The 22,150-nt window shown below is 71.7% G+C and carries 21 protein-coding genes; 16 read left to right on the plus strand and 5 right to left on the minus strand.

Annotated features, from left to right (window positions below):
• The first annotated feature begins 60 nt into the window (after nucleotides 1–60).
• From ABD993_RS33690 to ABD993_RS33705, 4 genes are all read left to right on the plus strand, one after another.
• Complete coding sequence (locus ABD993_RS33690; RefSeq protein WP_345427257.1) at nucleotides 61–1,026, plus strand: AAA family ATPase; 966 nt, start codon at nucleotides 61–63, stop codon at nucleotides 1,024–1,026.
• Nucleotides 1,023–1,964: a VWA domain-containing protein gene (locus tag ABD993_RS33695; protein ID WP_345427259.1), complete on the plus strand. Its 942-nt coding sequence runs from the start codon at nucleotides 1,023–1,025 to the stop codon at nucleotides 1,962–1,964. The genes ABD993_RS33690 and ABD993_RS33695 overlap by 4 nt, the downstream gene beginning before the upstream one ends.
• 29 nt (nucleotides 1,965–1,993) lie before the next feature.
• On the plus strand, nucleotides 1,994–3,697 hold the full coding sequence (locus tag ABD993_RS33700) for an AMP-binding protein (protein WP_345427261.1): 1,704 nt from the start codon (nucleotides 1,994–1,996) through the stop codon (nucleotides 3,695–3,697).
• A 262-nt stretch (nucleotides 3,698–3,959) separates the two neighbouring features.
• Nucleotides 3,960–4,385: a helix-turn-helix domain-containing protein gene (locus tag ABD993_RS33705; RefSeq protein ID WP_345427263.1), complete on the plus strand. Its 426-nt coding sequence runs from the start codon at nucleotides 3,960–3,962 to the stop codon at nucleotides 4,383–4,385.
• A gap of 398 nt (nucleotides 4,386–4,783) precedes the next feature.
• Here the strand turns inward: ABD993_RS33705 and ABD993_RS33710 are convergent, their stop codons facing one another.
• From ABD993_RS33710 to ABD993_RS33730, 5 genes are all read right to left on the minus strand, one after another.
• A complete protein-coding gene (locus ABD993_RS33710) occupies nucleotides 4,784–5,161 on the minus strand; it encodes a RidA family protein (RefSeq protein WP_345427265.1) in 378 nt (125 codons plus the stop codon).
• Nucleotides 5,158–6,318: an alpha-hydroxy acid oxidase gene (locus ABD993_RS33715; RefSeq protein WP_345427267.1), complete on the minus strand. Its 1,161-nt coding sequence runs from the start codon at nucleotides 6,316–6,318 to the stop codon at nucleotides 5,158–5,160. The genes ABD993_RS33710 and ABD993_RS33715 overlap by 4 nt, the downstream gene beginning before the upstream one ends.
• A complete protein-coding gene (locus tag ABD993_RS33720; RefSeq protein ID WP_345427269.1) occupies nucleotides 6,315–6,671 on the minus strand; it encodes a ferredoxin family protein in 357 nt (118 codons plus the stop codon). The genes ABD993_RS33715 and ABD993_RS33720 overlap by 4 nt, the downstream gene beginning before the upstream one ends.
• 81 nt (nucleotides 6,672–6,752) lie before the next feature.
• Nucleotides 6,753–7,991, minus strand: coding sequence for a cytochrome P450 (locus ABD993_RS33725; RefSeq protein ID WP_345427271.1), 1,239 nt, complete (start codon nucleotides 7,989–7,991; stop codon nucleotides 6,753–6,755).
• A gap of 248 nt (nucleotides 7,992–8,239) precedes the next feature.
• Nucleotides 8,240–9,751 (minus strand): PucR family transcriptional regulator, encoded by a 1,512-nt coding sequence (locus ABD993_RS33730; RefSeq protein WP_345427273.1) that lies wholly within the window; start codon nucleotides 9,749–9,751, stop codon nucleotides 8,240–8,242.
• Between the two features lie 149 nt (nucleotides 9,752–9,900).
• On the opposite strand from ABD993_RS33730, the gene ABD993_RS33735 reads away from it, so the two are divergent.
• The 12 genes from ABD993_RS33735 to ABD993_RS33790 all read left to right on the plus strand — a co-directional run bounded on the left by ABD993_RS33735 (nucleotide 9,901) and on the right by ABD993_RS33790 (nucleotide 22,123).
• Nucleotides 9,901–10,992, plus strand: a complete 1,092-nt coding sequence (locus ABD993_RS33735; RefSeq protein ID WP_345427275.1) for an S-methyl thiohydantoin desulfurase family protein — start codon at nucleotides 9,901–9,903, stop codon at nucleotides 10,990–10,992.
• Nucleotides 10,976–12,541 (plus strand): hydantoinase/oxoprolinase N-terminal domain-containing protein, encoded by a 1,566-nt coding sequence (locus ABD993_RS33740; protein WP_345427277.1) that lies wholly within the window; start codon nucleotides 10,976–10,978, stop codon nucleotides 12,539–12,541. The genes ABD993_RS33735 and ABD993_RS33740 overlap by 17 nt, the downstream gene beginning before the upstream one ends.
• A 172-nt stretch (nucleotides 12,542–12,713) precedes the next feature.
• Nucleotides 12,714–13,799, plus strand: a complete 1,086-nt coding sequence (locus tag ABD993_RS33745; RefSeq protein WP_345427279.1) for an ABC transporter substrate-binding protein — start codon at nucleotides 12,714–12,716, stop codon at nucleotides 13,797–13,799.
• Nucleotides 13,799–14,527 carry an ABC transporter ATP-binding protein gene (locus tag ABD993_RS33750; protein ID WP_345427280.1) on the plus strand — a complete coding sequence of 243 codons (729 nt, stop codon included), beginning with the start codon at nucleotides 13,799–13,801 and terminating at the stop codon, nucleotides 14,525–14,527. Before ABD993_RS33745 ends, ABD993_RS33750 begins: the two co-directional genes overlap by 1 nt.
• Nucleotides 14,520–15,236, plus strand: coding sequence for an ABC transporter ATP-binding protein (locus ABD993_RS33755; protein ID WP_345427282.1), 717 nt, complete (start codon nucleotides 14,520–14,522; stop codon nucleotides 15,234–15,236). Before ABD993_RS33750 ends, ABD993_RS33755 begins: the two co-directional genes overlap by 8 nt.
• Nucleotides 15,233–16,114: a branched-chain amino acid ABC transporter permease gene (locus ABD993_RS33760; protein WP_345427284.1), complete on the plus strand. Its 882-nt coding sequence runs from the start codon at nucleotides 15,233–15,235 to the stop codon at nucleotides 16,112–16,114. The genes ABD993_RS33755 and ABD993_RS33760 overlap by 4 nt, the downstream gene beginning before the upstream one ends.
• On the plus strand, nucleotides 16,111–17,208 hold the full coding sequence (locus tag ABD993_RS33765; RefSeq protein ID WP_345427286.1) for a branched-chain amino acid ABC transporter permease: 1,098 nt from the start codon (nucleotides 16,111–16,113) through the stop codon (nucleotides 17,206–17,208). The genes ABD993_RS33760 and ABD993_RS33765 overlap by 4 nt, the downstream gene beginning before the upstream one ends.
• Entirely contained in the window at nucleotides 17,205–18,197 is a 993-nt protein-coding gene (locus ABD993_RS33770) for an LLM class flavin-dependent oxidoreductase (RefSeq protein WP_345427288.1), read from the plus strand. Before ABD993_RS33765 ends, ABD993_RS33770 begins: the two co-directional genes overlap by 4 nt.
• Nucleotides 18,198–18,214: 17 nt before the next feature.
• On the plus strand, nucleotides 18,215–18,529 hold the full coding sequence (locus tag ABD993_RS33775) for a hypothetical protein (protein WP_345427290.1): 315 nt from the start codon (nucleotides 18,215–18,217) through the stop codon (nucleotides 18,527–18,529).
• A complete protein-coding gene (locus ABD993_RS33780) occupies nucleotides 18,526–19,347 on the plus strand; it encodes an FAD binding domain-containing protein (protein WP_345427292.1) in 822 nt (273 codons plus the stop codon). The genes ABD993_RS33775 and ABD993_RS33780 overlap by 4 nt, the downstream gene beginning before the upstream one ends.
• Nucleotides 19,344–19,805, plus strand: a complete 462-nt coding sequence (locus ABD993_RS33785; RefSeq protein WP_345427294.1) for a (2Fe-2S)-binding protein — start codon at nucleotides 19,344–19,346, stop codon at nucleotides 19,803–19,805. The genes ABD993_RS33780 and ABD993_RS33785 overlap by 4 nt, the downstream gene beginning before the upstream one ends.
• Complete coding sequence (locus tag ABD993_RS33790) at nucleotides 19,802–22,123, plus strand: xanthine dehydrogenase family protein molybdopterin-binding subunit (protein ID WP_345427296.1); 2,322 nt, start codon at nucleotides 19,802–19,804, stop codon at nucleotides 22,121–22,123. The genes ABD993_RS33785 and ABD993_RS33790 overlap by 4 nt, the downstream gene beginning before the upstream one ends.
• Nucleotides 22,124–22,150: the final 27 nt, after the last annotated feature.

A 22,150-nucleotide genomic window follows, 5' to 3' on the forward strand; every position in this document is an offset into this window, starting at 1 on the left:
GGGCTACGACGACCTGCTCAACGGCAAGAACGTCCGCGGCGTGCTGATCCACGAGCACTGATGAGCACACTCACCGCCCGGTTCGGGCCGGACGCTTCGGCGTCCGGCCCGGCCGGCGGCCCCTCCGCGGCCACCCCCGTCGTCGGTCGCGCCCACGAGGTCGAGATGCTCGACGCCGCGCTGGAGAGCGGGGCGCACGTGGTGCTCGAGGGGCCGCCGGGCACCGGCAAGACGACTCTGCTCCGCTCGGTCGCGGACCGGGCCCACGTCCCCTTCGTCTTCGTCGAGGGCAACGCCGAGCTCACCCCCGCCCGCCTGGTCGGGCACTTCGACCCGGCGCAGGTCCTCGACCGCGGCTACGGACCCGAGACCTTCGTCGACGGGCCGCTCGCCGAGGCGCTGCGCTCGGGCGCGCTGCTCTATGTCGAAGAGGTCAACCGCATCCCGGAGGAGACGCTCAACGTCCTCCTCACGGTGATGAGCGAGGGCGAGCTGCACGTCCCCCGGCTCGGCCGGATCGGTGCCGGACCGGGGTTCCGGCTGGTCGCGGCGATGAACCCGTTCGACGCCGTCGGCACGGCGCGGATCTCGTCCGCGATCTACGACCGGGTCTGCCGCATCACCATGGGCTACCAGACCGCGGCGGACGAGGACACGGTCGTCGGGCTGCGGGCTCCCGCGGTGCCGGACGGGTGGCGCTCCCGCGCCGTCGAGCTCGTCCGATCCACCCGCGAGCACCCGGACGTCCGCATCGGGTCCTCGGTGCGCGGCGCCATCGACCTCGTGCGGATCACCGCCACCCTGAGCCACCGGCGCGGTGTCGACGTGGTCGACTGGCGCGCCGGGCTGGACGCGGCCCTCGTCGCGCTGTCCGGTCGTATCCGCCTGCAGGAGTCCTGCACGCGCTCCGCCGAACAGGTCGTGCGCGAGCTCTACGAGTCCGTCTTCGGCGCCGAGCCCGACGCCGACGACACCGATCGCGACGACGCCGACCCGGCCGGGGGTGATGCGCCGGGGGGAGCGTGAGCCCGCGCCCCGCGGGCTCACCAGACGGCGACGTCCCCCCGTCCCGGCCCCGCCGTACGCCGGGGCGACGGAGCACCCCGCGCGCGCAGCTCGCGCGCAACGCCCGGTTCGCCGAGATCTCCCCCGAGGTCGGCACGCTCGACCCGGAGGCGTTCGACGCCGCCCTCGCCGACGACCCGGACGAGGCGTTGGCGCTGCTCGCCGACATGGCCTCGGCCACCGACGAGTCGCTGCGCGCCGCGGCCCGCACCCTCGCGGGCCGCATCGTGCTCGACCGCGTGCGCACCGGGCCCCCACGCGACCGGGGCATCGGACGCCTGCGGGCCGTGCCCGCCGACCGGGGCGGTGACCTCGACCTCGACGCCTCGCTCCCCGCGATCGCCGAGGCCCGCGCGGCCGGGCGGGCACCGGCCCTCGACGACCTCACAGCGCGGAACTGGGCCCGGCCCGCCCTGGCCCTGTGCCTGCTGGTCGACGCCTCCGGCTCGATGGGCGGCAGTCGGCTGGCCGCGGCCGCGCTGACGGCCGCGGCCTGTGTGTGGCGGGCGCCGGGCGACCACGCCGTGGTCTCCTTCGCCCGCGAGCCCACGGTGATCCGCCCGATGGCCTCGACGACCACGCCCGCCGCGGTCGTCGACTCCGTCCTGGGGCTGCGCGGGCACGGGGTCACCGGCCTCGCGGGTGCGCTGCGCACCGCCCACGAGCAGCTGGGCCGGACGTCCGCCGCCCGGAAGGTGGTCGTCCTGCTCTCCGACTGCCGGGCGACCGACGACCAGGACCCCTTCCCGGCGGCCGACGCCCTGGCCGAGCTGCTCATCATGGCGCCGGCCGAGGACACCGACGAGGCCGAGGCCCTGGCCCGCCGGTGCGGCGCGCGGTGGGCGCCGCTGGTCGGCGCGGCGCAGGCCCCGTCCGTCCTGATGTCCCTGCTCGCCTGAATCCCGAACGACCCCGAGAGGAACGACGCATGTCAGCACCGACCAACCACGAGCGCTACCGGTCGGCCCGTGACCGGCTCTTCGCCCTGCGCACGCAGTACGGGGAGGCGGTCGCCACCTTCGAGTGGCCCTCGTTGGAGGGCCCCTTCAACTGGGCCCACGACTGGTTCGACGTGATCGCGGTCGGCAACGGCCGGACGGCGCTGCACATCGTGGAGGAGGACGGACGGGAGGGCCGGTACACCTTCGACGAGCTCCGCCGCCGGTCCGACCAGGTGGCGCACTGGCTGAGCGACCACGGGGTCCGGCGCGGCGACAGCGTGATGATCATGCTCGGCAACCAGGTCGAGCTGTGGGAGACCATGCTCGCGGTGATGAAGCTCGGCGCCGTCATCATGCCGACGACCACGGCCCTCGGCCCGGCGGACCTGCCGGACCGGATCGCGCGCGGCGGCACGCGCCACGTCGTCGCCAACTCCGCGGACGCGCCGAAGTTCGACGGGATCGCCGACGGGCTCACCCTCGTCGCGGTCGGTGGCGGGGTGGCGGGCTGGCTCGACTACGCCGACTCCACCCTCGCGGCGGACACCCCCCTCCCCCACCCGGCGACCGCGGCGGACGACCGGCTGCTGTTGTACTTCACCTCGGGCACCACGAGCCGGCCGAAGTTGGTGGAGCACACCCAGTCCTCGTACCCCGTCGGCCACCTGACGACGACGTACTGGCTCGGCCTGCAGCCCGGCGACGTCCACCTCAACATCAGCTCGCCGGGGTGGGCCAAGCACGCGTGGAGCTGCTTCTTCGCGCCGTGGATCGCCGAGGCGTCGATCTTCGTCTACAACTACTCACGCTTCGACCCGGCCGCCCTGCTCAGCCGGATCCGGGCCGCGGGCGTCACCACGTTCTGCGCGCCGCCGACGGTGTGGCGGATGCTGATCAAGTCCGACCTGTCCGGCGGCCCCGGGTCGCTCCGCGAGGGCATCGCCGCGGGCGAGCCGCTCAACCCCGAGATCATCGAGCAGGTCCGCGCCCAGTGGGGACTGACACTGCGCGACGGGTTCGGCCAGACCGAGACCACCGCGAGCGTGGGCAACACCCCGGGTTCGGAGGTCAAGCCCGGCTCGATGGGGCGCCCGCTGCCGGGTGTGCCGGTCGTCCTCGTCGACCCGACGACCGGGCAGCCGTCCGCGACCGAGGGCGAGATCTGCCTCGACCTCTCCCAGCACCCCACCAGCCTGATGGTCGGCTACCTCGGCGACCCGGACCGCAATGCGGAGGCGATGGAGGGCGGCTACTACCACACCGGCGACGTCGCCACCCGGGACGAGGACGGGTACATCTTCTACGTCGGCCGCACGGACGACGTGTTCAAGGCGTCGGACTACAAGATCTCGCCGTTCGAGCTGGAGAGCGTGCTGATCGAGCATCCCGCGGTCACCGAGGCCGCGGTCGTGCCCGCGCCGGACCCGGTCCGGCTCGCCGTGCCGAAGGCGTACGTCGCGCTGAGCGCCGGGTGGGAGCCGAACCGGGAGACGGCGCTGGCGATCCTGCGGCACGCCCGCCAGAACCTGGCACCCTTCCAGCGGCTGCGACGGCTCGAGTTCCACGAGCTGCCGAAGACCATCTCCGGCAAGATCCGCCGGGTCGACCTGCGCCGCCGGGAGGAGACCGAGCCGGACGTGGCGGCCAAGGCCGAGTGGCGAGACGACGAGTTCCCCGAGCTCAAGGGCTGAGCCGCGCGGACAGGGCTCCCCTTTCCCACGTAGTGCGCTGACCACATAGGTTTGCCGGGTTTGGCGACACGCCGCCCGGCGTCCCGGGGTGAGCGGCTGCTGCTCTCAGTCTTGATCTCGACCTACGGCGAGATGGAGGGCGTGACGTAGGTGGCGAACCCGGTCAGGGCACGACGACTATCCGATTACGAGGGCCGGACTGACCCAGATCGTGCGCCGCGGGCGAGGTACCTCGATCCGGGTCCGGCGGGCCACGATCATCATGGCCTCGAGCTCCGGGACCCCGGTCCCGGCGATCGCCCGCCTGATCGCCGCGGACGCCGACACCGTGCGCGACGTGATCCACGCGTTCAACGAGCGGGGGCCGGCCGCGCTGGACCCTCAGTGGGTGGGCGGCCGTCCCCCCCGTGCGGACCACCGAGGGCTACACGCACGTCGCCAGCGAGACCGCCCGCGACGCCGCCGCCCGGATGGACTCGGTGCTGTGAGGTTCCGATGGCTGACGGCGACCTCGTCCACCCCGCCCTACAACACCTACGACCCGCAGCTCCACCGCCGGCGCGGGGAGCCGTCCTCAGCTGGATCGGCTGCTGGAAGACCCACACCGTGGCCGTCGTGGCCGCGCTTCTTCGACGGGCCCGTAGGGCCTAACTGCAACCAGAAACGCAACCAGCTCGACCGAGACTGATCATGCAAATCCAGCGTTGTGGCTGGTAGGTGGCGGAGCCGCCTTGGGGAGTCGAACCCCAGACCTAAGCATTACGAGGCAACCGACGTGCGTCGCTCAGCGCTCGACCAGCACCGATCGCACACCTCGCGACGCCGTACGCGCTCATTTCCCTGCCACAACGCAGGACTCATGCCACGAGCCATGCCAGCCAGCGGGCAGGCCGCCTCGGTGATGTCGTCGGTCCAACGATGCATGCTGACTGCCGCGAGCGAGACCAGTGCCGAGCTGCTCGCCCGCCAGGGTCTGCGGCTTCAGCCAGGCCGCGCGGCTCCACGGGCTGCGCACCGACGGGCCTCCGCCGGTGGATCGACGGCTACCAGCACCAGGGAAGGACCTACGCACCCGTCGTCCGGCCGCTACGGCGTGGCGGCGACCGCCTCCAGCTCGAAATGGACCGCTGGGCTGGTGAAGCCCACCACCAACGTCGTCCGAGCCGGCCCGCCGCCCGGCCAGACACCGAGGAAGGCGTCGTTCCAGTCCGCGGTCAGATCGGCGGACGACAGGTATGCGTTGACCTTGACGACGTCCTCCACACCGACACCCGCCGCTGCCAGCGTCGCCCGCAGCGTCGCCACCGTGTCGACGATCTGCCGGCTCGCGGGGACCACTGCACCACTCGTGATCGCCGCGAAGGCAGCGGGTGCGATGAGCCCCGACGTGAACACGAGGCCGTTCGCGCTGACCGTGCCGGGGAGGATGGGCGACTGGCCAACGGTGCGCTCGAACCTGCTCATGATCCGTCCCAACCCTTCCCGAAGGTCACGGCGTCCCGGCCGAGGTCGGTGATGTCACCGCGCCCGAGAAGGACCAGCGTCGTCTCGATCTCCTGTCGAAGGAGGTCGAGGACGCGGTAGGCGCCCTCCTCTCCCCCTGCCGCGATCCCATAGGCACTCAGCCTGCCGACGAGGACCGCGTCCGCGCCCAGTGCGATCGCCTTGACCACGTCGCTCCCGCGTCGGATGCCGCTGTCGAGCAGGACCACGCTCCCGCCCGCGAGCGCGGAGACGATCGACGGCAGGGCCTCCACGGCCGAGCTCACCCCGTCCAACTGCCTGCCGCCGTGGTTGGACACCACTACACCTGCGGCTCCTGCCGTGGTCGCGGCCAGGGCGTCCTCGGGGGTCAAGATCCCCTTCGCGACCCAGGGCAGGGATGTCGCGGTCATCAGCTCGGCGAGCTTGCCCCAGGACCACACCGGTTCGGTCTGCGCGTGGAGCTGGCCCAGCGCGCGTTCCATGTCGATCTCGGCGCCCGGCGGGTAGTTCCCGCCCACCACCCGATTGTCGATGTTAAAGGCGTGGCGCAGGTTGTGTTCGCGCCAGCCGGGCGTCGGGCAGTCGACCGTGAGGCACAGGGCCCGGTAGCCCGTCGCCTCGTAGCGGCGCACCATGGACAGGAAGTTCACCTCCGAGCCCATCGGGTGCAGTTGCCCGATCAGCGCCGAGCTCGGTGCCGCCGCCGCCACCTGCTCCACCGAGTGGGTGCCCGCCTCCGGCACGATGGAGCAGGTGCCGAATCTCGCGTTGGCCCGGCCGATGGCCACATGGCCGTCCGGATGGAAGTAGCCGTCGGCGCCGAACGGTGCCGTGAGAACCGGGATGCTGAGCGACCTGCCGAACAGCGATGTCGCCGCCGACGGGTACGCGAGCCCGGACATCGTGCGCGGGACGAACCGGATCTGATCGAACGCGCGCTGGTTGCGGGCCAGGGTCACCTCTGACCCACTGCCACCCTGGAGGAACGCCGCGATGACCGGGTCCAGGCCGCGCAGCCCGGCCTGCTCCACCTCACCGAGCGTTCGCATCGGTGGGATCGGTGCGGCTCGGGCACCCGCATCGGCCTCGCGCAGCTCGCCGAGCCCTCCCTCGGGAAGCGCGACCTCTCGGTTCATCGCTGCCCGTCCTCCACCGGATACGACGCGACCAGGGGCGTGTCCACTCCGATGTCCCCACTCAGCAGCGCCCCACCGGGGTCTCCGACAGGCGCCGCCCTCCCAGGCAGGGGCGAGTCGAAGAACGTGCGGGAATCGGCGACGAAGGTCTCCCCGTCTGGAGTGGCGCCCGCGTCGTCCGCCGAGTAGACCGCGTCGGCCGGACAGACGCCCAGACAGGCCGAACAGTCAATGCACTCCGCGGCGTCGATGTACGCCTTTCGCGCACCGACGTAGATGCAGTCGACGGGACAGACCTCCATGCACGACTTGTCCAGTACGTCGATGCACGCTGAGCCGATCACGAACGTCATGAGCTGGCTGCCTCTGTGGGAGATGATGGACGCTTGCGTCCGTCGACCTGCGACGGTCGTCAGCGATACAGGGACGTCGCGTCACTCATGCAACGCCACGGGCAGGTTCTTCCAGCCGCGGGCATTGATGTTGTCGACGCGTGGCCGGCGAGGCGCGCTGCCGTCGCAGATGTGGGGGAAGCGTTCGAGCACCTTGGTCATTCCTACGATGCCCTCCATGCGCGCCAACGGAGCACCGACGCAGAAGTGGATCCCGTGGCTGAACGAGAGGTGCCGCTTGTTCTCGCGGTCGATGTCGAACTCCAGCGGGTTGTCGAACTCCCGGGGGTCCCGGTTCGCCGCCGCGATCAACGGAAAGAAGGCGTCACCGGCCTTGATCTCGCGACCGCCGAGTATGTGGTCCTGCGTCGCCTTCCGAGTCTCGAACTGGAACGGCGGTGCGTACCGCAGCGACTCCTCGATCAGGGGCGAGACGAGTGACAGGTCCTCGGCCACCCGGCGCTGGAGCTCCGGGCGGTCGAGCAGGATCCCCATCGTGTTGCCCAGCAGGCTGTTGGTGGTGTCGTTGCCTGCGACGAGCAGGATGACCGCCTGGGAGACAGCGGTCTTGCGGTCGAGCGGCTTTCCGTCCTGGACCGGCGTGTTGACGATCTGGGAGATCAGGTCGTCCTTCGGATCCTTCTGTCGGAGGTCCGCGAGCTCGTTCATGTAGTCGACCATCTCGGCCGCGCGGTAGAGGACCTCGACCCGCTTCTCCCCCTGGATCGCGGGGTCGAGGGTGAGCATCACCGCGTCGGTCATGGCCACGAACATGGGGAAGTCCTCGGACGGAACACCGAGGATCGTGCAGATCACCTCGATGGGGATCTTCGTCGAGAGCGTCTCCACGAAATCGGTCTCGTCGCCGTGCGAGAACTCCGCCAGCAGGCCGTCGACGATCCGTTCGACGACGGTGCGCCACCCGAGCATGGCCCGCGGGGTGAAGGCGTGGCGCAGCGCGGAGCGGACCACCGTGTGCTCCGGCGGCTCGAGGAAGAAGAGGAACCTCGAGGAGATCTCGCCGTAGTCGTTCTGCCGCGGGTCACTCGGATCGTAGCGGTTGAGGGTGCCCTTGGGATCGCTGAGATCCCCGGAGTACACCTTCGAGTTCTCACCGATCCGCCGGAGGTCCGCGGCACGGCTGGGGAACCACCCCTGGAACTCCTCGGACCAGTGCACGCCCTCATCGAGTTCGCGGAGCTCCTCGTAGATCGGGTACGGGTCCTGGCTGGAGAGGACCTCGCTCAGGAGGCGTGTGCCGCGGGCGGCGGAGTCCGACATGGTGGTGGGTCCTTCCTGTTCCTGGCCGACCGAGGCGGTCAGGCGACGGGAGACGCGTGGCTGATCGATCGACACCGACGCTAGGCAGGGACGGGAACGGACACCATGGGCGGGCAGCCAGAGTCTTGCGGAACTCTGTGCAGCTCGCCGAAGTGTTTCGGACACACGTCCTCCATATGACGAGACCAGCCGCCCGGAGCACCACAGATGGAGCGAATCGTCGACGAGAGCGGTGCAGTGTGACCCCCTCAGATGTCGACCTCTCCGAGCCGCTGCGCTCGGCAGGCGAGGTGCAGGAAGAGGCGCTGGTCGGCGTCGTCCTCATCGATCCCGAGGACCTCGAAGGCACGCTGCACCCGGTAGCGCACGGCGTTGCGGTGCAGATGCAGTGCCTCGGCGGCGCGGGCCGCCGAGCCCTGCAGATCGAGATAGGTGCAGAGGGTGTCGATCATCGCCTGGCGCTTGGCCGGGGAGAGGTCCGCGATCGGCGCGAAGAGGCGGTCGATGGACTGCTGGACGATCGGCGAGCCGTACCACTCCAGCAGCGTGGCGCGCATCCCCATCGAGTCGAACGGCACCGGGGTGCTGCTCCGCCGCCGGAACCGGGCGGACGAGACCGCCAGGCGCGCCTCCGTCGCGCTGCCTGCCAGCCCCGCGAGGCCGGGATGGGGGGCCCCGACGCCGCAGAACAGCCGCAGCCCTTCGACGCGCCCCAGCAGCGCCCTCAGCACGAACTCGAGCTGATGCTGCAGCCGGGCGAGAGCCTCCTGTTCCGGCCGCTCGTCGACGGTCCACAACAGCAGCAGCACGGCCGGGTCGTGGCCGATGTGCCAGCGTCCGGGCAGGCTCGACGCCGCCTTGAGCGCCACCGCCGCGAGTGCGTCCCGGGTCTCGTAGGCCGCCAGATCGTCCCCGACGACCTCGAGCAGGTTGTCCGTCTCGACCCGGGTCACGATGTGCCAGCCGTCGACCGGGATGCCCAGCCGCCGGGCCGACGGGGCGAGGGCGGCCCGGCCGGCCCGGTCCGCTTCGACCAGCTGGACCAGCACCTCACCACCGGACCTGCGGGACATCTGCTCGGAGCGGGCACGCTCGGCGGCGAGTCGCCCGGTCTCCGCGGCGACCCGCCACAGGACCATCTCGAGGAGCGTGTCGGCGCTCGGGTCCCGGGCCCGCTCGGTCCACAACCACGAGTCCGCGCCCTCATGGTCGCTCCGCACCGCCAACACGTCGGCATCCGGGCGGGCACCGAGCCGGATGGGGGTACCGATGAGCAGGCCGGCCCGATCGAGGAGGGCGTCCACGTCGTCGATGGTCGCGGCATCGATGATCTCGCACACGGCGCGAGCGCGGTCGAGGGTGACACTCAGCTGGTGGCCGGCGTGCCGCACCATCGACGCGACGGCGGCGGTGAGATCGACCTCGGGGGCCAGCCGGATGACCGCCACCCCCGCCCTGCGGGCGAGCGTCGCGGCCGTGATGGGCAGCGTAGTGTCCGCGGGGAGGAGCAGGACCAGCGCGGCGACCTCGCGAGCCGCCGCCCGCCTGACGAGCACGTCGAACCGGTAACCACCGCCCAGTGTCGCGGCGAGCCCGCGTTCCAGCACCAGCAGCGCACCCACCGGGGCATCGTCCACCTGCTCAGTCCGTTCCACGAGACGGACCTCGCCGACCTCGATGTCCGTCGGGCCGACGAGCACCTCGACAGAGCCGGGATACCGAACATCGAGTTCGCCGATGACCGAGTCGAGACTGTTCACCTGCACAGTATGGTGCCCGCCCGGAGCGGTCGAGACCGGAAACATCCCTGTCTCCAGCTGGACACAGATGAGCGTCCTGCACAAATCGAAGCCGATCCTTGGCTTTCTGCCTATGGAGTGGGGCTTGAGCAGGCCGTAGCGTCCTCGCCATGACGAAGGACCCCCAGAAGCTCGACGAACAGGACATCCGTGACCTGGCCGTGGGCTGCACGGTGCTGGCGGGCGGTGGTGGCGGCGATCCGCGCATCGGGCTGCTCATGGCGCTGAACGCCGTACGTCGCACCGGCCCGGTGCCCCTGAGAGTCCTGGACTCCCTGGATCCCGACAGCCTCGTCATCGCGGCCAGCATGATCGGTGCCCCGACCGTGATGGTCGAGAAGATCCCCAACGGCAACGAGGGCGACGTCATCCGGGCCGCGTTCGAGGCCCGGCTCGATCGCCCGGTCGCAGCCCTGATGCCCGTCGAGATGGGTGGCATCAACGGGGTCCTGCCGGTGGCCTGGGCTGCGCAGACCGGCCTGCCACTCGTGGACGGCGACCTCATGGGCCGCGCGTTCCCCGAGCTGCAGATGTGCACCCCGCACCTCTACGACATCCCCTCCTGGCCCTGCGTGATCGTCGACGAGCGCTCCCAGGTGCTCACCTTCGAGCCGAGCGACAACGTGTGGATGGAGCGGCTGGCCCGCAACGCCGTGTCCACCCTCGGCGGCTGCGCGTGCGCCGGGCTCTACCCGATGAGCGCCCGCACCGCGGCGACCCCGCTGATCCGCGGCACCGTGTCGCGGGCGGTGCAGATCGGCCGGACGATCCGCACCGCGACCGATGACCCGTTCCGCGCGCTCGACGCTCAGCTGGACCTCTACCCGCTGCTGACCGGGAAGGTCGTGGACGTCGATCGGCGCACGGCAGGCGGCTTCGTCCGTGGCTCCGCGGTGATCGAGGGCATCGAGCACGACGCGGGGCGTCTGGTGCGCATCGAGTTCCAGAACGAGAACCTGGTCGCGATGGAGGACGGCGAAGCGCTGGCCACCGTCCCGGACATCATCACGCTGCTCGACCGGCACTCGGCGCACGGCATCGTCACCGAGCACATCCGGTACGGCCAGCGCGTCGTCGTCGGCGTCTTCCGAGCGCCGGACCAGTGGCGCACCGAGCGCGGGCTCGCCACCGTCGGCCCGCGCGCGTTCGGCTACGACCTCGACTACGTCCCCGTGGAGGACCGCCATGCCCGGGTCGGTTGATCTCCGGATCGGGATCGACGTCGGCGGTACCAACACCGACGCCGTCGTCCTCGACTCTGCGAACCGTCTGCTCGCCAAGCACAAGACCCCGACGACGCCCGATCTGACCAGCGGGATCACCGCCGCGCTGGAGGTGGTGCTCGGGCAGGTCGACCAGCCCACCGAGCGCATCACCCACGTCATGCTCGGCACCACCCACGCGACGAACGCGATCCTGGAGCACCGCGACCTGCTCAAGGTGGCGGTGCTCCGGATCGGGGCCCCCGCGACCCTCTCGATCCCGCCGTTCTCGGACTGGCCGGACGAGCTGCGCCAGGTCGTCTCGGCGGGGGAAGCGGTGGTTCCGGGCGGCTCCGAGGTGACGGGGCGCCCACTGGCCGCGTTCCAACGCGACGAGGTGGCCCGGTTCCTGGAGAAGGTCGCGGGGAGGGCGGAGGCGGTCGCGATCTCGGGGGTGTTCTCCCCCGTGTCCGGTGAGCACGAGCACCTCGCCGAGCAGGTGGTGCGCGAGGTGCTCGGCACCGAGATCCCGGTCAGCCTGTCCCAGGGGATCGGCGCGCTGGGCCTGCTGGAGCGGGAGAACGCCTGCATCCTCAACGCGGCCTTGGTCGGCGTGGCCCACAAGGTGGTCCACGGTCTCACCACCGCGCTGGCGCGGAACGGGATCGATGCCGTCGCCTTCCTGACCCAGAACGACGGGACCCTGATGGGACTCGACTACGTCCTGCGGTTCCCGGTGCTCACCATCGGCAGCGGTCCGGCCAACAGCATGCGCGGCGCCTGTTACCTCGCGGACGTGGCCGACGCCGTCGTCGTCGATGTGGGCGGCACGTCGAGCGACGTCGGCATGCTGATCAACGGGTTCCCACGGGAGTCCAGCACTCCGACCGACATCGGCGGTGTGCGGACCAACTTCCGCATGCCCGATCTCGTCGCGATCGCCGTCGGCGGGGGGACGAAGGTCACCGGCACCCCCGACGACGTCGTCGTCGGGCCGGAGAGCGTGGGCTACCGGCTGCGGGACGAGGCGCTGGTCTTCGGCGGCTCGACTCCCACCCTCTCCGACGCGGCTGTGGCGGGTGGTCGCGCCGCGTTCGGCGACGCGGGCGCCGTGGCGGGCCGCGAGGACCTCCTCCGCGCGGCGCTGGCCAAGGCCGACGAGTTGCTCTTCGTGGCGACCGACCAGATCAAGACCGCCCGGGGGCCGGTCCCGCTGGTCGCGGTCGGCGGCGGGAGCGTGATCCTGCCGGACGAGATCCCCGGCGTCGCCCGGATCGTCCGTCCGGAGCACTACGACGTGGCCAATGCCATCGGGGCCGCCACCGCCTCGGTGTCCGGCCAGGTGGACAAGGTGTTCGAGCTCGCGGGCCGCGACCGCCAGGAGGTCATCGACCTCGCCTGTGCCGCCGCCCGGGACGAGGCGATCAGCGCGGGGGCCGATCCGGCCGCCGTGGAGATCGTCGAGGTCGAGGAGGTCCCGATGGCCTACCTGACCACGCCGGTGGTCCGGGTCCGGGTCAAGGCCGCGGGTCCACTCGGCCGAATGTGAGACCCGGGCCGGAGCGGTCCCGAGCGAACGTCGCCCTACTTCACCTATCGAGCGGAAACCCCACATGCGTCCCTCCCGTTCCTGGCGCGCCCTCGCCCCCCTGACTGTGCTCGCGGCGTTCGCCTCGGGCTGCGCTTCCGCCGCCGGCCCGGACGATACGGCCGGCCCCATCGTGATCGGCCACACCGCCGGGATGACCGGCTTCATGAGCGTGTTCGACATCCCGGTCGAGCAGGGCATGAAGCTGGCGATCGACGACGTCAACGCAAGGGGTGGTGTGCTCGGTCGCCCCCTCGAGCTGATCAGCACCAACAACGAGACGGACACGTCGAAGATCCAGACCGCGGCCCAGGACGTCCTGGACCAGGGGGCGGACTTCGTGGTCACCTCGTGCGACTTCGACATCGGCGGGCCGGCCGCCCGGATCGCCAACGAGGCGGACACGATCGCCCTCGGCTGCGCGGGCGGACCGCTCTTCGGCCTCGACGGCATCGGCCCGTTGACCTACAATTTCTACCCCGGCTCGCCCACGGAGGGTGCGCTGCTCGCCGAGTACGCGATGGAGCAGGGCTACACCCGGCCCTTCGTGATCGCCGACCAGACCCTCGAGTTCACCCAGGTCGTCGGGGACTTCTTCGAGAAGCGCTGGATCGACCTCGGCGGCACCGTGGCGGGCAAGGAGACCTACCACAACGGTGACGAGTCGGCGGCCGCCCAGATCGGGGCGGTGCAGCGGGCGCAGCCGGACGTGATCATCGCGGCCAGCTACCCACCCGGCGGTGCCACGCTCCTCCGCCAGCTGCGCGCCGCGGGCCTGTCCCAGCCGATCCTCGGCGACACCGCCTACGACGGCACGTACTGGACCGATGCTGTGCCCGGACTCTCCGATTTCACCATCCCCTCCGCCGGCGCCCTGGCAGGCGACGATCCCGTGGCCGCCCGCAACGACTTCTTCGCTCGGTACACCTCGGCCACCGGCCAGGCCCCGGCCAGCGCGAGCTACCCGCTGTTCGGCTACTCCTTCGTGCAAGCCCTCAGCCGGGCGATCGAGCGGGCGGGTTCGACCGAGACGGCCGCCGTGCAGGCCGAGCTGGACAGGTTCACCGACGAGGACCTGATCGTGGGCAAGACCACCTTCACGCCGCAGTGCCACATCCCGTCGGGCAGACCACTGGTGTTGAAGACCTACACCGACGGCGTGCCGAAGGTGGTCGGGGAGCGATCGGTGCAGTCCCTGATGGGTCAGGCGCCCTGCTGATGGCTGCGCTCACGGCATCCGGAATCGGTGTCGGGTTCGCCGGTCTGACGGCCCTCGAGGACATCCACCTGACCGTGTCGCCCGGTGAGGTCCTGGGTCTGATCGGCCCGAACGGGGCCGGGAAGACGACGCTGACGAACGTCCTGACCGGCTTTGCGCGGCACACAGGCACCGTGACCGTCGATGGACGGGACGTCACCGGTTGGTCACCGCAGAAGCTCAGCCGGTTCGGGATCCGGCGCACCTTCCAGAACGTCCGGCTCTTCGGCGGGATGACCGTCGCGGAGAACCTCGACGCCGCGGCCTTGGGAGCCGGACTGCGCCGCGCCGCGGCCCGCCGCTGCACCCGCGCCCTCCTCGACCGCTTCGACCTCGGCCCCCACTCCGAGGTCGAGGCGACCTCGCTGCCCTACGGCCTGGAGCGCCGCCTCGGGATCGCCCGTGCCCTGGTCGGCGAGCCGAGATACGTGGTGCTCGACGAGCCGGCCGCGGGCCTCAACGAGGAGGAGAGCAACGAGCTGTTGGTGCGCCTGCGGGCGGTACCGGAGCAGTACGGCTGCGGGCTCGTGGTGATCGAGCACGACATGCGGCTGATCATGCGGCTCTGCGACCGGTTGCACGTCATCGACCACGGCCGGACCCTGGCCACCGGCGCCCCGGCCGAGATACGGGTCGATCCGCTGGTGATCGAGGCCTACCTGGGATCGGGAGCGGTGTCCCATGGCTGACGTGCTGTTGTCGATCCGCGGGCTCACCGTCCGGTACGGCTCGGTGACCGCCCTGCACGGGATCGACCTCGACGTCGCCCAGGGCGAGCTGGTGGCTCTGGTCGGCCCGAACGGGGCGGGCAAGTCCTCCACCCTGGCCGCGGTCAGCGGGCTGGTCAGGCCCGCGGGAGGCACCGTGACCGTCGGGGGCGTTGTCGTCTCGGGGCTGGCTCCGGAGAAGGTCGTCCGGCAGGGGGTGGCGCTGGTCCCGGAGGGTCGCAACATCTTCGCCGGCCTGACCGTGGCGGAGAACCTGGCGATCGGGGCGACCGTCCGGCGACACGGTGTCGCGGAGGACCTCGAGCGCGAGCTGGAGCGGTTCCCGATCCTGCGGGAGCGGTACCGGCAGCAGGCAGGCCTGCTCTCCGGCGGTGAGCAGCAGCAGCTCGCCGTGGCGCGGGCATTGATGTCGAAGCCACGCCTGCTGCTGCTCGACGAGCCGTCACTGGGGCTGGCTCCCCGGCTCGTCGACCTGGTCTTCGAGACCGTGGCGCAGCTGCACCGGGAGGGACTGACGATCGTGCTGGTCGAGCAGAACGCGACCCGCGCCGTCGCGCTGGCCGACCGGACCTCGGTGCTGCGGACGGGCCGGATCGTCCGTTCGGGGACCGCCGCCGAACTGGGCGGCGGCGCGGCGATGGCCGCCGAGTACCTCGGGGAGGCGTCGTGAGCGAAGTCGTCCAGGCGCTGGTGAACGCCTTGAACCTCGGTGGGCTCTACGCCCTCTACGCGCTCGGTGTCGCGATGGTGTTCGGCATCCTGCGTCTGGTCAACTTCGCCCACTCCAGCCTGATCATGGCGGGCGGCTACACGATGGTCTTCGCCGCCGGGCTGCCGCTGCCGGTGCGCCTGGTGCTCACCGTGGCGGTCTGCGTGCTGCTCGCGGTGCTGCTGGAGCTGGTCGCCTTCCGCGGCGTCCGCACGGCGGCGCCGGAGACCATGCTCGTGACCTCGTTCGCGGTGAGCATGCTGCTCGCCAGCCTCGCGGAGACCCTGTTCGGCGCGCTGCCGAGGGCCACGGACGTCGACCCGGTCTTCCGGGCGAGCTGGACCTTCGGCACCGTCTACGTCCCGAAGACCAACGTGGTGACGATCGTCGTGGTCGCCGTGCTGATCGGCGGGCTCGGCCTGTTCCTCACCAGGACCCCGACAGGCCTGCGGATGCGCGCGGCGGCCGAGGACTTCGCCACCGCCCGGCTGCTCGGGGTGGCCGCGAACAACGTGATCAGCCTGGCATTCGCCATCAGCGGCGTGCTCGCCGCCGCGGCGGCCGTGCTGCTGTTGGGCGCCAACGGGTCCGTCACCCCGTCCTTCGGTTTCAACGCCGTGCTCTTCGGTCTGATCGCGGCGGTGGTGGGTGGGCTCGCCAGCCTGCGCGGCGCCGTCCTCGGCGGGTTCGTGCTCGGCGCGGCCAGCCAACTCCTGCAGGAGGTGCTCCCGGCGGGCCTGGCCCCCTTCCGTGACGCGGTCGTCTTCGCCACGGTGTTCCTGCTGTTGGTCGTCCGGCCGCAGGGGCTCATCCGGTCCGGACAGGGGGTGCGGGTGTGAACCGGCTGCGTGGTCTCGGTGTCCCGGTAGCGCTCTTCCTCGGCGTGGTGGTGGTCGCGCTGCTGTCCACCACCGGCCCGGCTGCGGTGGAGCGGCTGGCGGTCACCGGGCTGGTCAACCTGGTCCTGGTGATCGGGCTGTACGTGTTCGTCGGCAACTCCGGCGTCTGGTCCTTCGGGCACATGAGCTTCGCACTGGTCGGCGGGTACGTCGCCGGGCTCCTCGCGCTGGCCGCCCGGCTCAAGGACCAGTTGCTGCCCGACGCCCCCGAGCTGGTCCGCGAGCTCACCGCGCCGCCGTTCGTGGCCGTGCTGGTCGGCGGGCTGGTCGCAGCGCTGGTGGCGGCCGTCGTCGCCGTGCCGCTGTCCCGGATCGGCGGCCTTGCCGCTGGCTTGGCCACCGTCTCGTTGTTGATCGCCTTGTCGGTGGTCGCCGCGCAGTGGCAGTCCGTGACCCGCGGGCAGAAGGGCCTCTCCTCCATCCCGACCAGCACCACGATGTGGGTCGCGCTGGCCTGGGTGCTGGTCGCCCTGCTGTCCGCCTGGGGCTACCAGCGCAGCTCCTTCGGGGTGCGGCTGCGCGCCTCGAAGTCCGACGAGGTCGCCGCCTCCGCCGCCGGCATCTCGGTCTCCGTCCAGCGCGGCGTCGCGTTCGTGCTCTCCGGCTTCCTCACCGGGATCGGCGGAGCCCTGTTCGCCCTGCAGCTGGGTTCGATCAACCCGGACGTCTTCTACCTCGACGCCACCTTCTTGATCATCACCATGCTGGTGCTCGGCGGTGCCGCGTCGCTGACCGGGGCGGTGACCGGCAGCATCGTCGTCTCGGTGCTCGCCGAGGTGCTGCGCCGCACCGAGGGCGGCTCGCTGTTCGGCCTGGACGTGCCCGCCCGGCCGGGCCTGGCGGACGTCGTCCTCGGTGTGGTGCTGGTGATGATGCTGCTGCGCGCACCGTCCGGGATCACCGGCGGGCGCGAGCTGGGCACACCCCGGCGGCGTAATCATGCCCGCGCGACCGTCACGGGCACGGGGCTGGAACCGATATCCGTGGCGGGTGCTCCGAGCAGTCCCGTCCCTCACCGAGAGGACCGACCATGACCCACCGTCCGCCCGTCGGCGTACTGGTGCACGGCACCACTCCGCCGGACCAGCTCGTCGAGCTCTGCGTCAGGATCGAGGAGGCCGGCTACGGCGAGCTCTGGCTGTCCGAGGACTACTTCTTCCTCGGCGGCCCGACGAGCGCCGCGATGGCCCTGCAGGCCACCCGGGAGATCCCGGTCGGCATCGGGATCATGTCCGCCGTCGTCCGGCACCCGGCCGTCACCGCCATGGAGGTGTCCACGCTCAGCCTGGCCTACCCTGGCCGGTTGATCACCGGCATCGGGCACGGCGTCCCCGTCTGGACCAGGCAGATGGGCCTCTACCCGAACTCCCCGATCCGCTCGCTGCGTTCGGCGATCGAGACGACCCGTGCGCTGCTCGCGGGTGAAACGCTGACGATCGACGAGGGCCCCTTCACCTTCGACCAGGTCGCCCTGGTGCACCCGAACCCCGCCGGCGTCGACCTTTACGCCGGGGTGGTCGGGCCGAAGTCCCTGGAGCTGGCAGGCGAGATCGCGGACGGCACGATCATGTCCGTCGTCGCCGCGCCGAGGTACCTGGAGTACGCGAAGAAGCACATCCAAGCGGGAGCGGCGAAGTCGGGCCGGGACGTCGCAACGCACCGCATCCCGACGTTCACCCTTTACCACACCGACCTCGACGGCGACCGGGCGCGCGCAGCGGGCCGCGAGGCCCTGGGCTTCTATCTCCAGGCACTCGGGCCGACGCCGATGACCGGCGTCTACGACATCAACGACCAGCTCACCGAGATCCTCGAGCTCGGCGACCCGGCGAAGATCGCCGCGGCGCTCCCGGAGGAGTGGGTGGACACCTTCACCGTCTCCGGAACGCCCACCGAATGCCTCGGCAGGATCCGGGGGTTGCTCGCCGCCGGCGCGACCTCCGTCGTCCTCGTGCCGGTGCCCGCCGAGGGCACCGACGAGATCCTCGCCCTGACCGCCGCCGACGTCCTGCCCCATCTCTGACCAGCCCGGAGCCCATCATGAGCGAGATCGTCTTCTTCCTGACCACACTCCACTCCGAGGACGTCCGCGAGGCCTACGAGAACTGGGTGCGCGACGTCGACCAGCCCGCCGCGGACGCCCTGCCGGGCGTCGAGCGGTATCGGGTCGTGCGGCTGGAGGGCCCTGCCACGGAGGGCTCGACCACTCCCGCCTACAGCTACATCGAGATCATCGAGATCACCGACCTGGAGACCTACCGGAAGTCGGTGCAAGCCACCCCGGCGAGCTTGTTCGACCAGTTCCGCAGCTACCTCTCGGCCTTCGACGCCGTCGCCGGACGGGTCGTGGAGTGAACCCGTTACTCACCCGGCCCCGGGTCGACGTGGCGGGGACCGTCGACGAGGCCGTCGACCGGCTGGCCGAGCTCGGCCCGGACGGGGCCCCGCTCGCCGGCGGCACCTGGCTGATGCGCTCCCCCGAACCGGTGGGGACCTTCGTGGCCCTGCACCGGCTGGCCGAGCTACGCACGACGGGGGCGGATGTGTGGGGTGCCTCGACCACCCACACCGCCTTGGCCGCACTCCCCTTGCACCCGGCCCACCGAGCGCTCGGTCGGGCTGCGAGGCTGTCGGCGTTCCCGCAGGTCCGGAACGTCGCCACGCTCGGGGGGAACCTCTGCGCACGCGGATTCGCCGAGGCCGACCTGACCCCCGCGCTGCTCGCGCTCGACGCGACGGTCGAGGTCGCCACCACAGCGGGCAGACACCGGATCGATCTCGACGGGTTCCTCCGCGGTCCCGGCGGGCTCCTCGTCTCCGCCGCGGCGCCCGCACCCGCGAACCGCCGCTCCGGATACGCCCGACTCACCGTCCGCGGCGGCGGGGAGTACGCCCTCGTGTCCGTGGCCGTGTCCGCCGAGCTGGCCGGCGGGCTCGCCGCGGGTGTGCGGGTCGCCGTCGGCTCGGTCGAGGAGCAAGCCCGCCGGGTCCCCGAAGCCGAGGCGGCACTGAACGGGACCCCGCTCGACCCCGACGCCGCCCGTGCCGCAGGCGAAGCGGCGGCCGCGGTGCTCAGCGCCCGCGACGACCTGCTGGCGCCCGGCTGGTACCGGCTCGCCGTGCTGCCGACCGTCCTGGCCCGCGCCGTCGCCGACCTCTTGGAGTCCCCGTGAAGCTCACCGTGAACGGCCGACCGGCCGAGGTGGACGTGCCCGGTGGCACCTCCCTGGTGGAGGTGCTGCGCGAGCACCTGCACCTGCGGGGCACCAAGATCGGCTGCGGGACCGGGCGGTGCGGGGCCTGCACCGTCCGCCTCGGCGACCGCACCGTGGCCTCCTGCCTGCTGCCGGTGGCGCTCGCCGAGGGCGAGGAGATCACCACCGTCGAGGGCCTCGCCGCCCCGGACGGCCCCCCGCATCCGGTCCAGGCCGCGATGATCGCCTGCCACGGCGTTCAGTGCGGCGCCTGCACCCCCGGCATGGTCGTCACGCTGGCCACCTACCTGGACGCCGAGCCCGCGCCCGACGCCGACGGTGTCCGGCATGCCCTGACCGGCAACCTCTGCCGCTGCACCGGCTACCACACGATCGTCGACGCGGCGATGACCGCGGCGCAGGAGGGACACCCGTGACCGCCTTGTCCGACCGTCCGGCGACCACCGCGATCGGCCGTTCCCTGCCCCGTCCGGACGCCGACGCGAAGACCCGCGGAGCAGCGGTCTACACCGTCGACCTCGCCGAGGCGGGGCTACTCCATGCCGCCGTGCTCCGCGCGGAACCGGCCGCCGCGCGGATCCTCCGGCTGGACACCACAGCCGCCGAGACGATGCCGGGGGTGCACGCCGTGGTCACCGGTGCGGACGCCTCCGCCCGCTCGGGGATGTTGGTGATCAAGGACCAGACCGTCTTCGCGATCGACCTGATCCGGTTCGCGGGCGAGCCGATCGCCGCCGTCGCCGCCGAGACCCCGGCACAGGCCGCGGCGGCCCTCGCCGCGATCGAGCTGGACGTCGAGCCGCTCGAACCAGTGCTCGACCTCGACGCGGCCCTCGCCCCCGACACCCGCCTGGTCCACCCGGACTGGGCCTCCTACGACGTGCCGATGGAGGGCTTCCGCGGCGGCAACCTCGCCTGGGAGGCGCGCCTGGAGAAGGGCACCGACGCCGAGTGGGACGATGCCTTCGCCGGCGCACACCGCGTGGTCACAGACGAGTTCCGCACCCCCCGCCAGCACCAGACCCCACTCGAGCCACACGCCTGCGTGGCCCGCTGGACCGGCGGTCGGTACATCGTGCACACCTCCACCCAGTTCCCGCACTCCGTGCGCACCCGCACCGCCGAGCTGCTGGGGATCCGGCCGTCCGCGGTCCGCGTGGTCGTCCCGACGGTCGGCGGCGGCTTCGGCGGGAAGCTCGACGCCCTCCTCGAGCCGATCGCCTGCCTGCTCGCGAAGCGCTCGGGGCGCCCGGTCCGCCTCGTCAACACCCGCGCCGAGGAACTGGCCACCGCCGGCCCGCGGGAGAACTCCGTCATACGGCTGCGCACCGCCGTCGACGCCGAGGGCCGGATCCTCGCCCAGGAGGCGGACGTCCTCACCGACAACGGCGCCTACTCCAGCGGAGAGACGGTCCTCTGCGCCGGCCTGCCCGGGATCGCGCTCGGCTGCACCTACCGCATTCCCCTGGCCCGCTACCGCTCCCGGGTGGTGTACACCAACACGCCGCCGACGGCGGCGTTCCGCGGCGTCGGCGGGCCCTACCTGATCTACGCCCAGGAGGCCCACCTCGACCGCGTCGCCCGCGAGATGGGGGTCGACCGCCGGGAGCTACGGCTGCGGAACGTCCTGCGTGCCGGTGAGGCGATGACGAACGGGCAGGTTCTGCCCGACGCGAACCTCGTCGAGGCGCTCGAGTCCGTGGAGCGCCGAGCCCCTTGGCAGCCCGACCGCCCCTCCTCCCCCGACAAGCTGCGCGGCACCGCGATCGTGCCGCTGACCTGGCTGACCAACCCCGGCCCCGGCGAGGCCACCGTCACCCTGTCCGACGACGGAACGATCCTGGTCACCACGGCGGCCACGGAGATCGGTACCGGGGCGGTCCAGACCGGGGTGCGCCAGATCGTCGCCGAGAGACTCGGGGTCGACGTCGACGAGGTGCTGGTGTCCGTGCCGGACACCGACACCGCAGGCTTCGACAACGGCGCCCAGGGCAGCCGGACCACCTACGGCGCGGGCAATGCCGCCGGTCAGGCTGCTGCCGAGCTGCGGGCCCAGATCCTCCGCACCGCCGCGGGCCTGCTCGAAGCCGCGGAGGGGGACCTCCGGATCGCCGGGACCAGCGTCGAGGTGGCGGGCAGCCCCGGCTCCTCGATCACGCTCGAGAAGGTCAGCCAGGCGGCGATGTGGTCCGAGGGCCCCCTCTCCGCCACCGGACGGTTCGTCGCCCAGCCGGCGGAGTTCGACGCCGGCTGCCTCATCGGCTCTTTCCTCACCACCATCAATGGCACCTCCTCCCATGCCCACTCCGCCGAGGTCGAGGTGGACACCGCGACCGGGAAGGTCACGGTGCTGAGCTACACGGTGGCGCAGGACGTCGGCCGCGCGATCAACCCGGCCATGATCAGCGGCCAGGTGGACGGCGGCGTGGCACAGGGCATCGGGTACGCGCTGTTCGAGGACCTTCGGATCGGGGCCGACGGGCGGGTACTGGACACCTCCTTCGAGACCTACCGCATCCCGACCGCCCTGGACGTGCCCCCCATCGACCTCGAGATCCTCGAGAGCGCCTCGCCCTCGGGGCCCTACGGGGCCAAAGGGGTCGCCGAGCCGCCGATCGTGCCCGTCGCCGCCGTCCTCGCCTGCGCGGTCGGCGATGCGGTCGGGACCACCATGACGCAGCTGCCGCTCACCCCCTTCACCGTGCTCGCCGCCCTGCGCGGTCGGCATGGATGAGCCCACGGACCTGCGCGACCGTCTCGC

The sequence above is a fragment of the Pseudonocardia xishanensis genome (assembly GCF_039541715.1).
GTDB lineage: Bacteria > Actinomycetota > Actinomycetes > Mycobacteriales > Pseudonocardiaceae > Pseudonocardia > Pseudonocardia xishanensis.

Excerpts from the sequence above, each read along its gene's own strand:
- ABD993_RS33720 (WP_345427269.1), bottom strand. The coding sequence starts at position 6,671 with ATGACGTTCGTGATCGGCTCAGCGTGCATCGACGTACTGGACAAGTCG.
- ABD993_RS33750 (WP_345427280.1), top strand. The coding sequence starts at position 13,799 with ATGGCTGCGCTCACGGCATCCGGAATCGGTGTCGGGTTCGCCGGTCTG.
- ABD993_RS33740 (WP_345427277.1), top strand. The coding sequence starts at position 10,976 with ATGCCCGGGTCGGTTGATCTCCGGATCGGGATCGACGTCGGCGGTACC.
- ABD993_RS33770 (WP_345427288.1), top strand. The coding sequence starts at position 17,205 with ATGACCCACCGTCCGCCCGTCGGCGTACTGGTGCACGGCACCACTCCG.
- ABD993_RS33690 (WP_345427257.1), top strand. The coding sequence starts at position 61 with ATGAGCACACTCACCGCCCGGTTCGGGCCGGACGCTTCGGCGTCCGGC.
- ABD993_RS33735 (WP_345427275.1), top strand. The coding sequence starts at position 9,901 with ATGACGAAGGACCCCCAGAAGCTCGACGAACAGGACATCCGTGACCTG.
- ABD993_RS33725 (WP_345427271.1), bottom strand. The coding sequence starts at position 7,991 with ATGTCGGACTCCGCCGCCCGCGGCACACGCCTCCTGAGCGAGGTCCTC.
- ABD993_RS33705 (WP_345427263.1), top strand. The coding sequence starts at position 3,960 with ATGGCCTCGAGCTCCGGGACCCCGGTCCCGGCGATCGCCCGCCTGATC.
- ABD993_RS33715 (WP_345427267.1), bottom strand. The coding sequence starts at position 6,318 with ATGAACCGAGAGGTCGCGCTTCCCGAGGGAGGGCTCGGCGAGCTGCGC.
- ABD993_RS33755 (WP_345427282.1), top strand. The coding sequence starts at position 14,520 with ATGGCTGACGTGCTGTTGTCGATCCGCGGGCTCACCGTCCGGTACGGC.
- ABD993_RS33775 (WP_345427290.1), top strand. The coding sequence starts at position 18,215 with ATGAGCGAGATCGTCTTCTTCCTGACCACACTCCACTCCGAGGACGTC.
- ABD993_RS33700 (WP_345427261.1), top strand. The coding sequence starts at position 1,994 with ATGTCAGCACCGACCAACCACGAGCGCTACCGGTCGGCCCGTGACCGG.
- ABD993_RS33710 (WP_345427265.1), bottom strand. The coding sequence starts at position 5,161 with ATGAGCAGGTTCGAGCGCACCGTTGGCCAGTCGCCCATCCTCCCCGGC.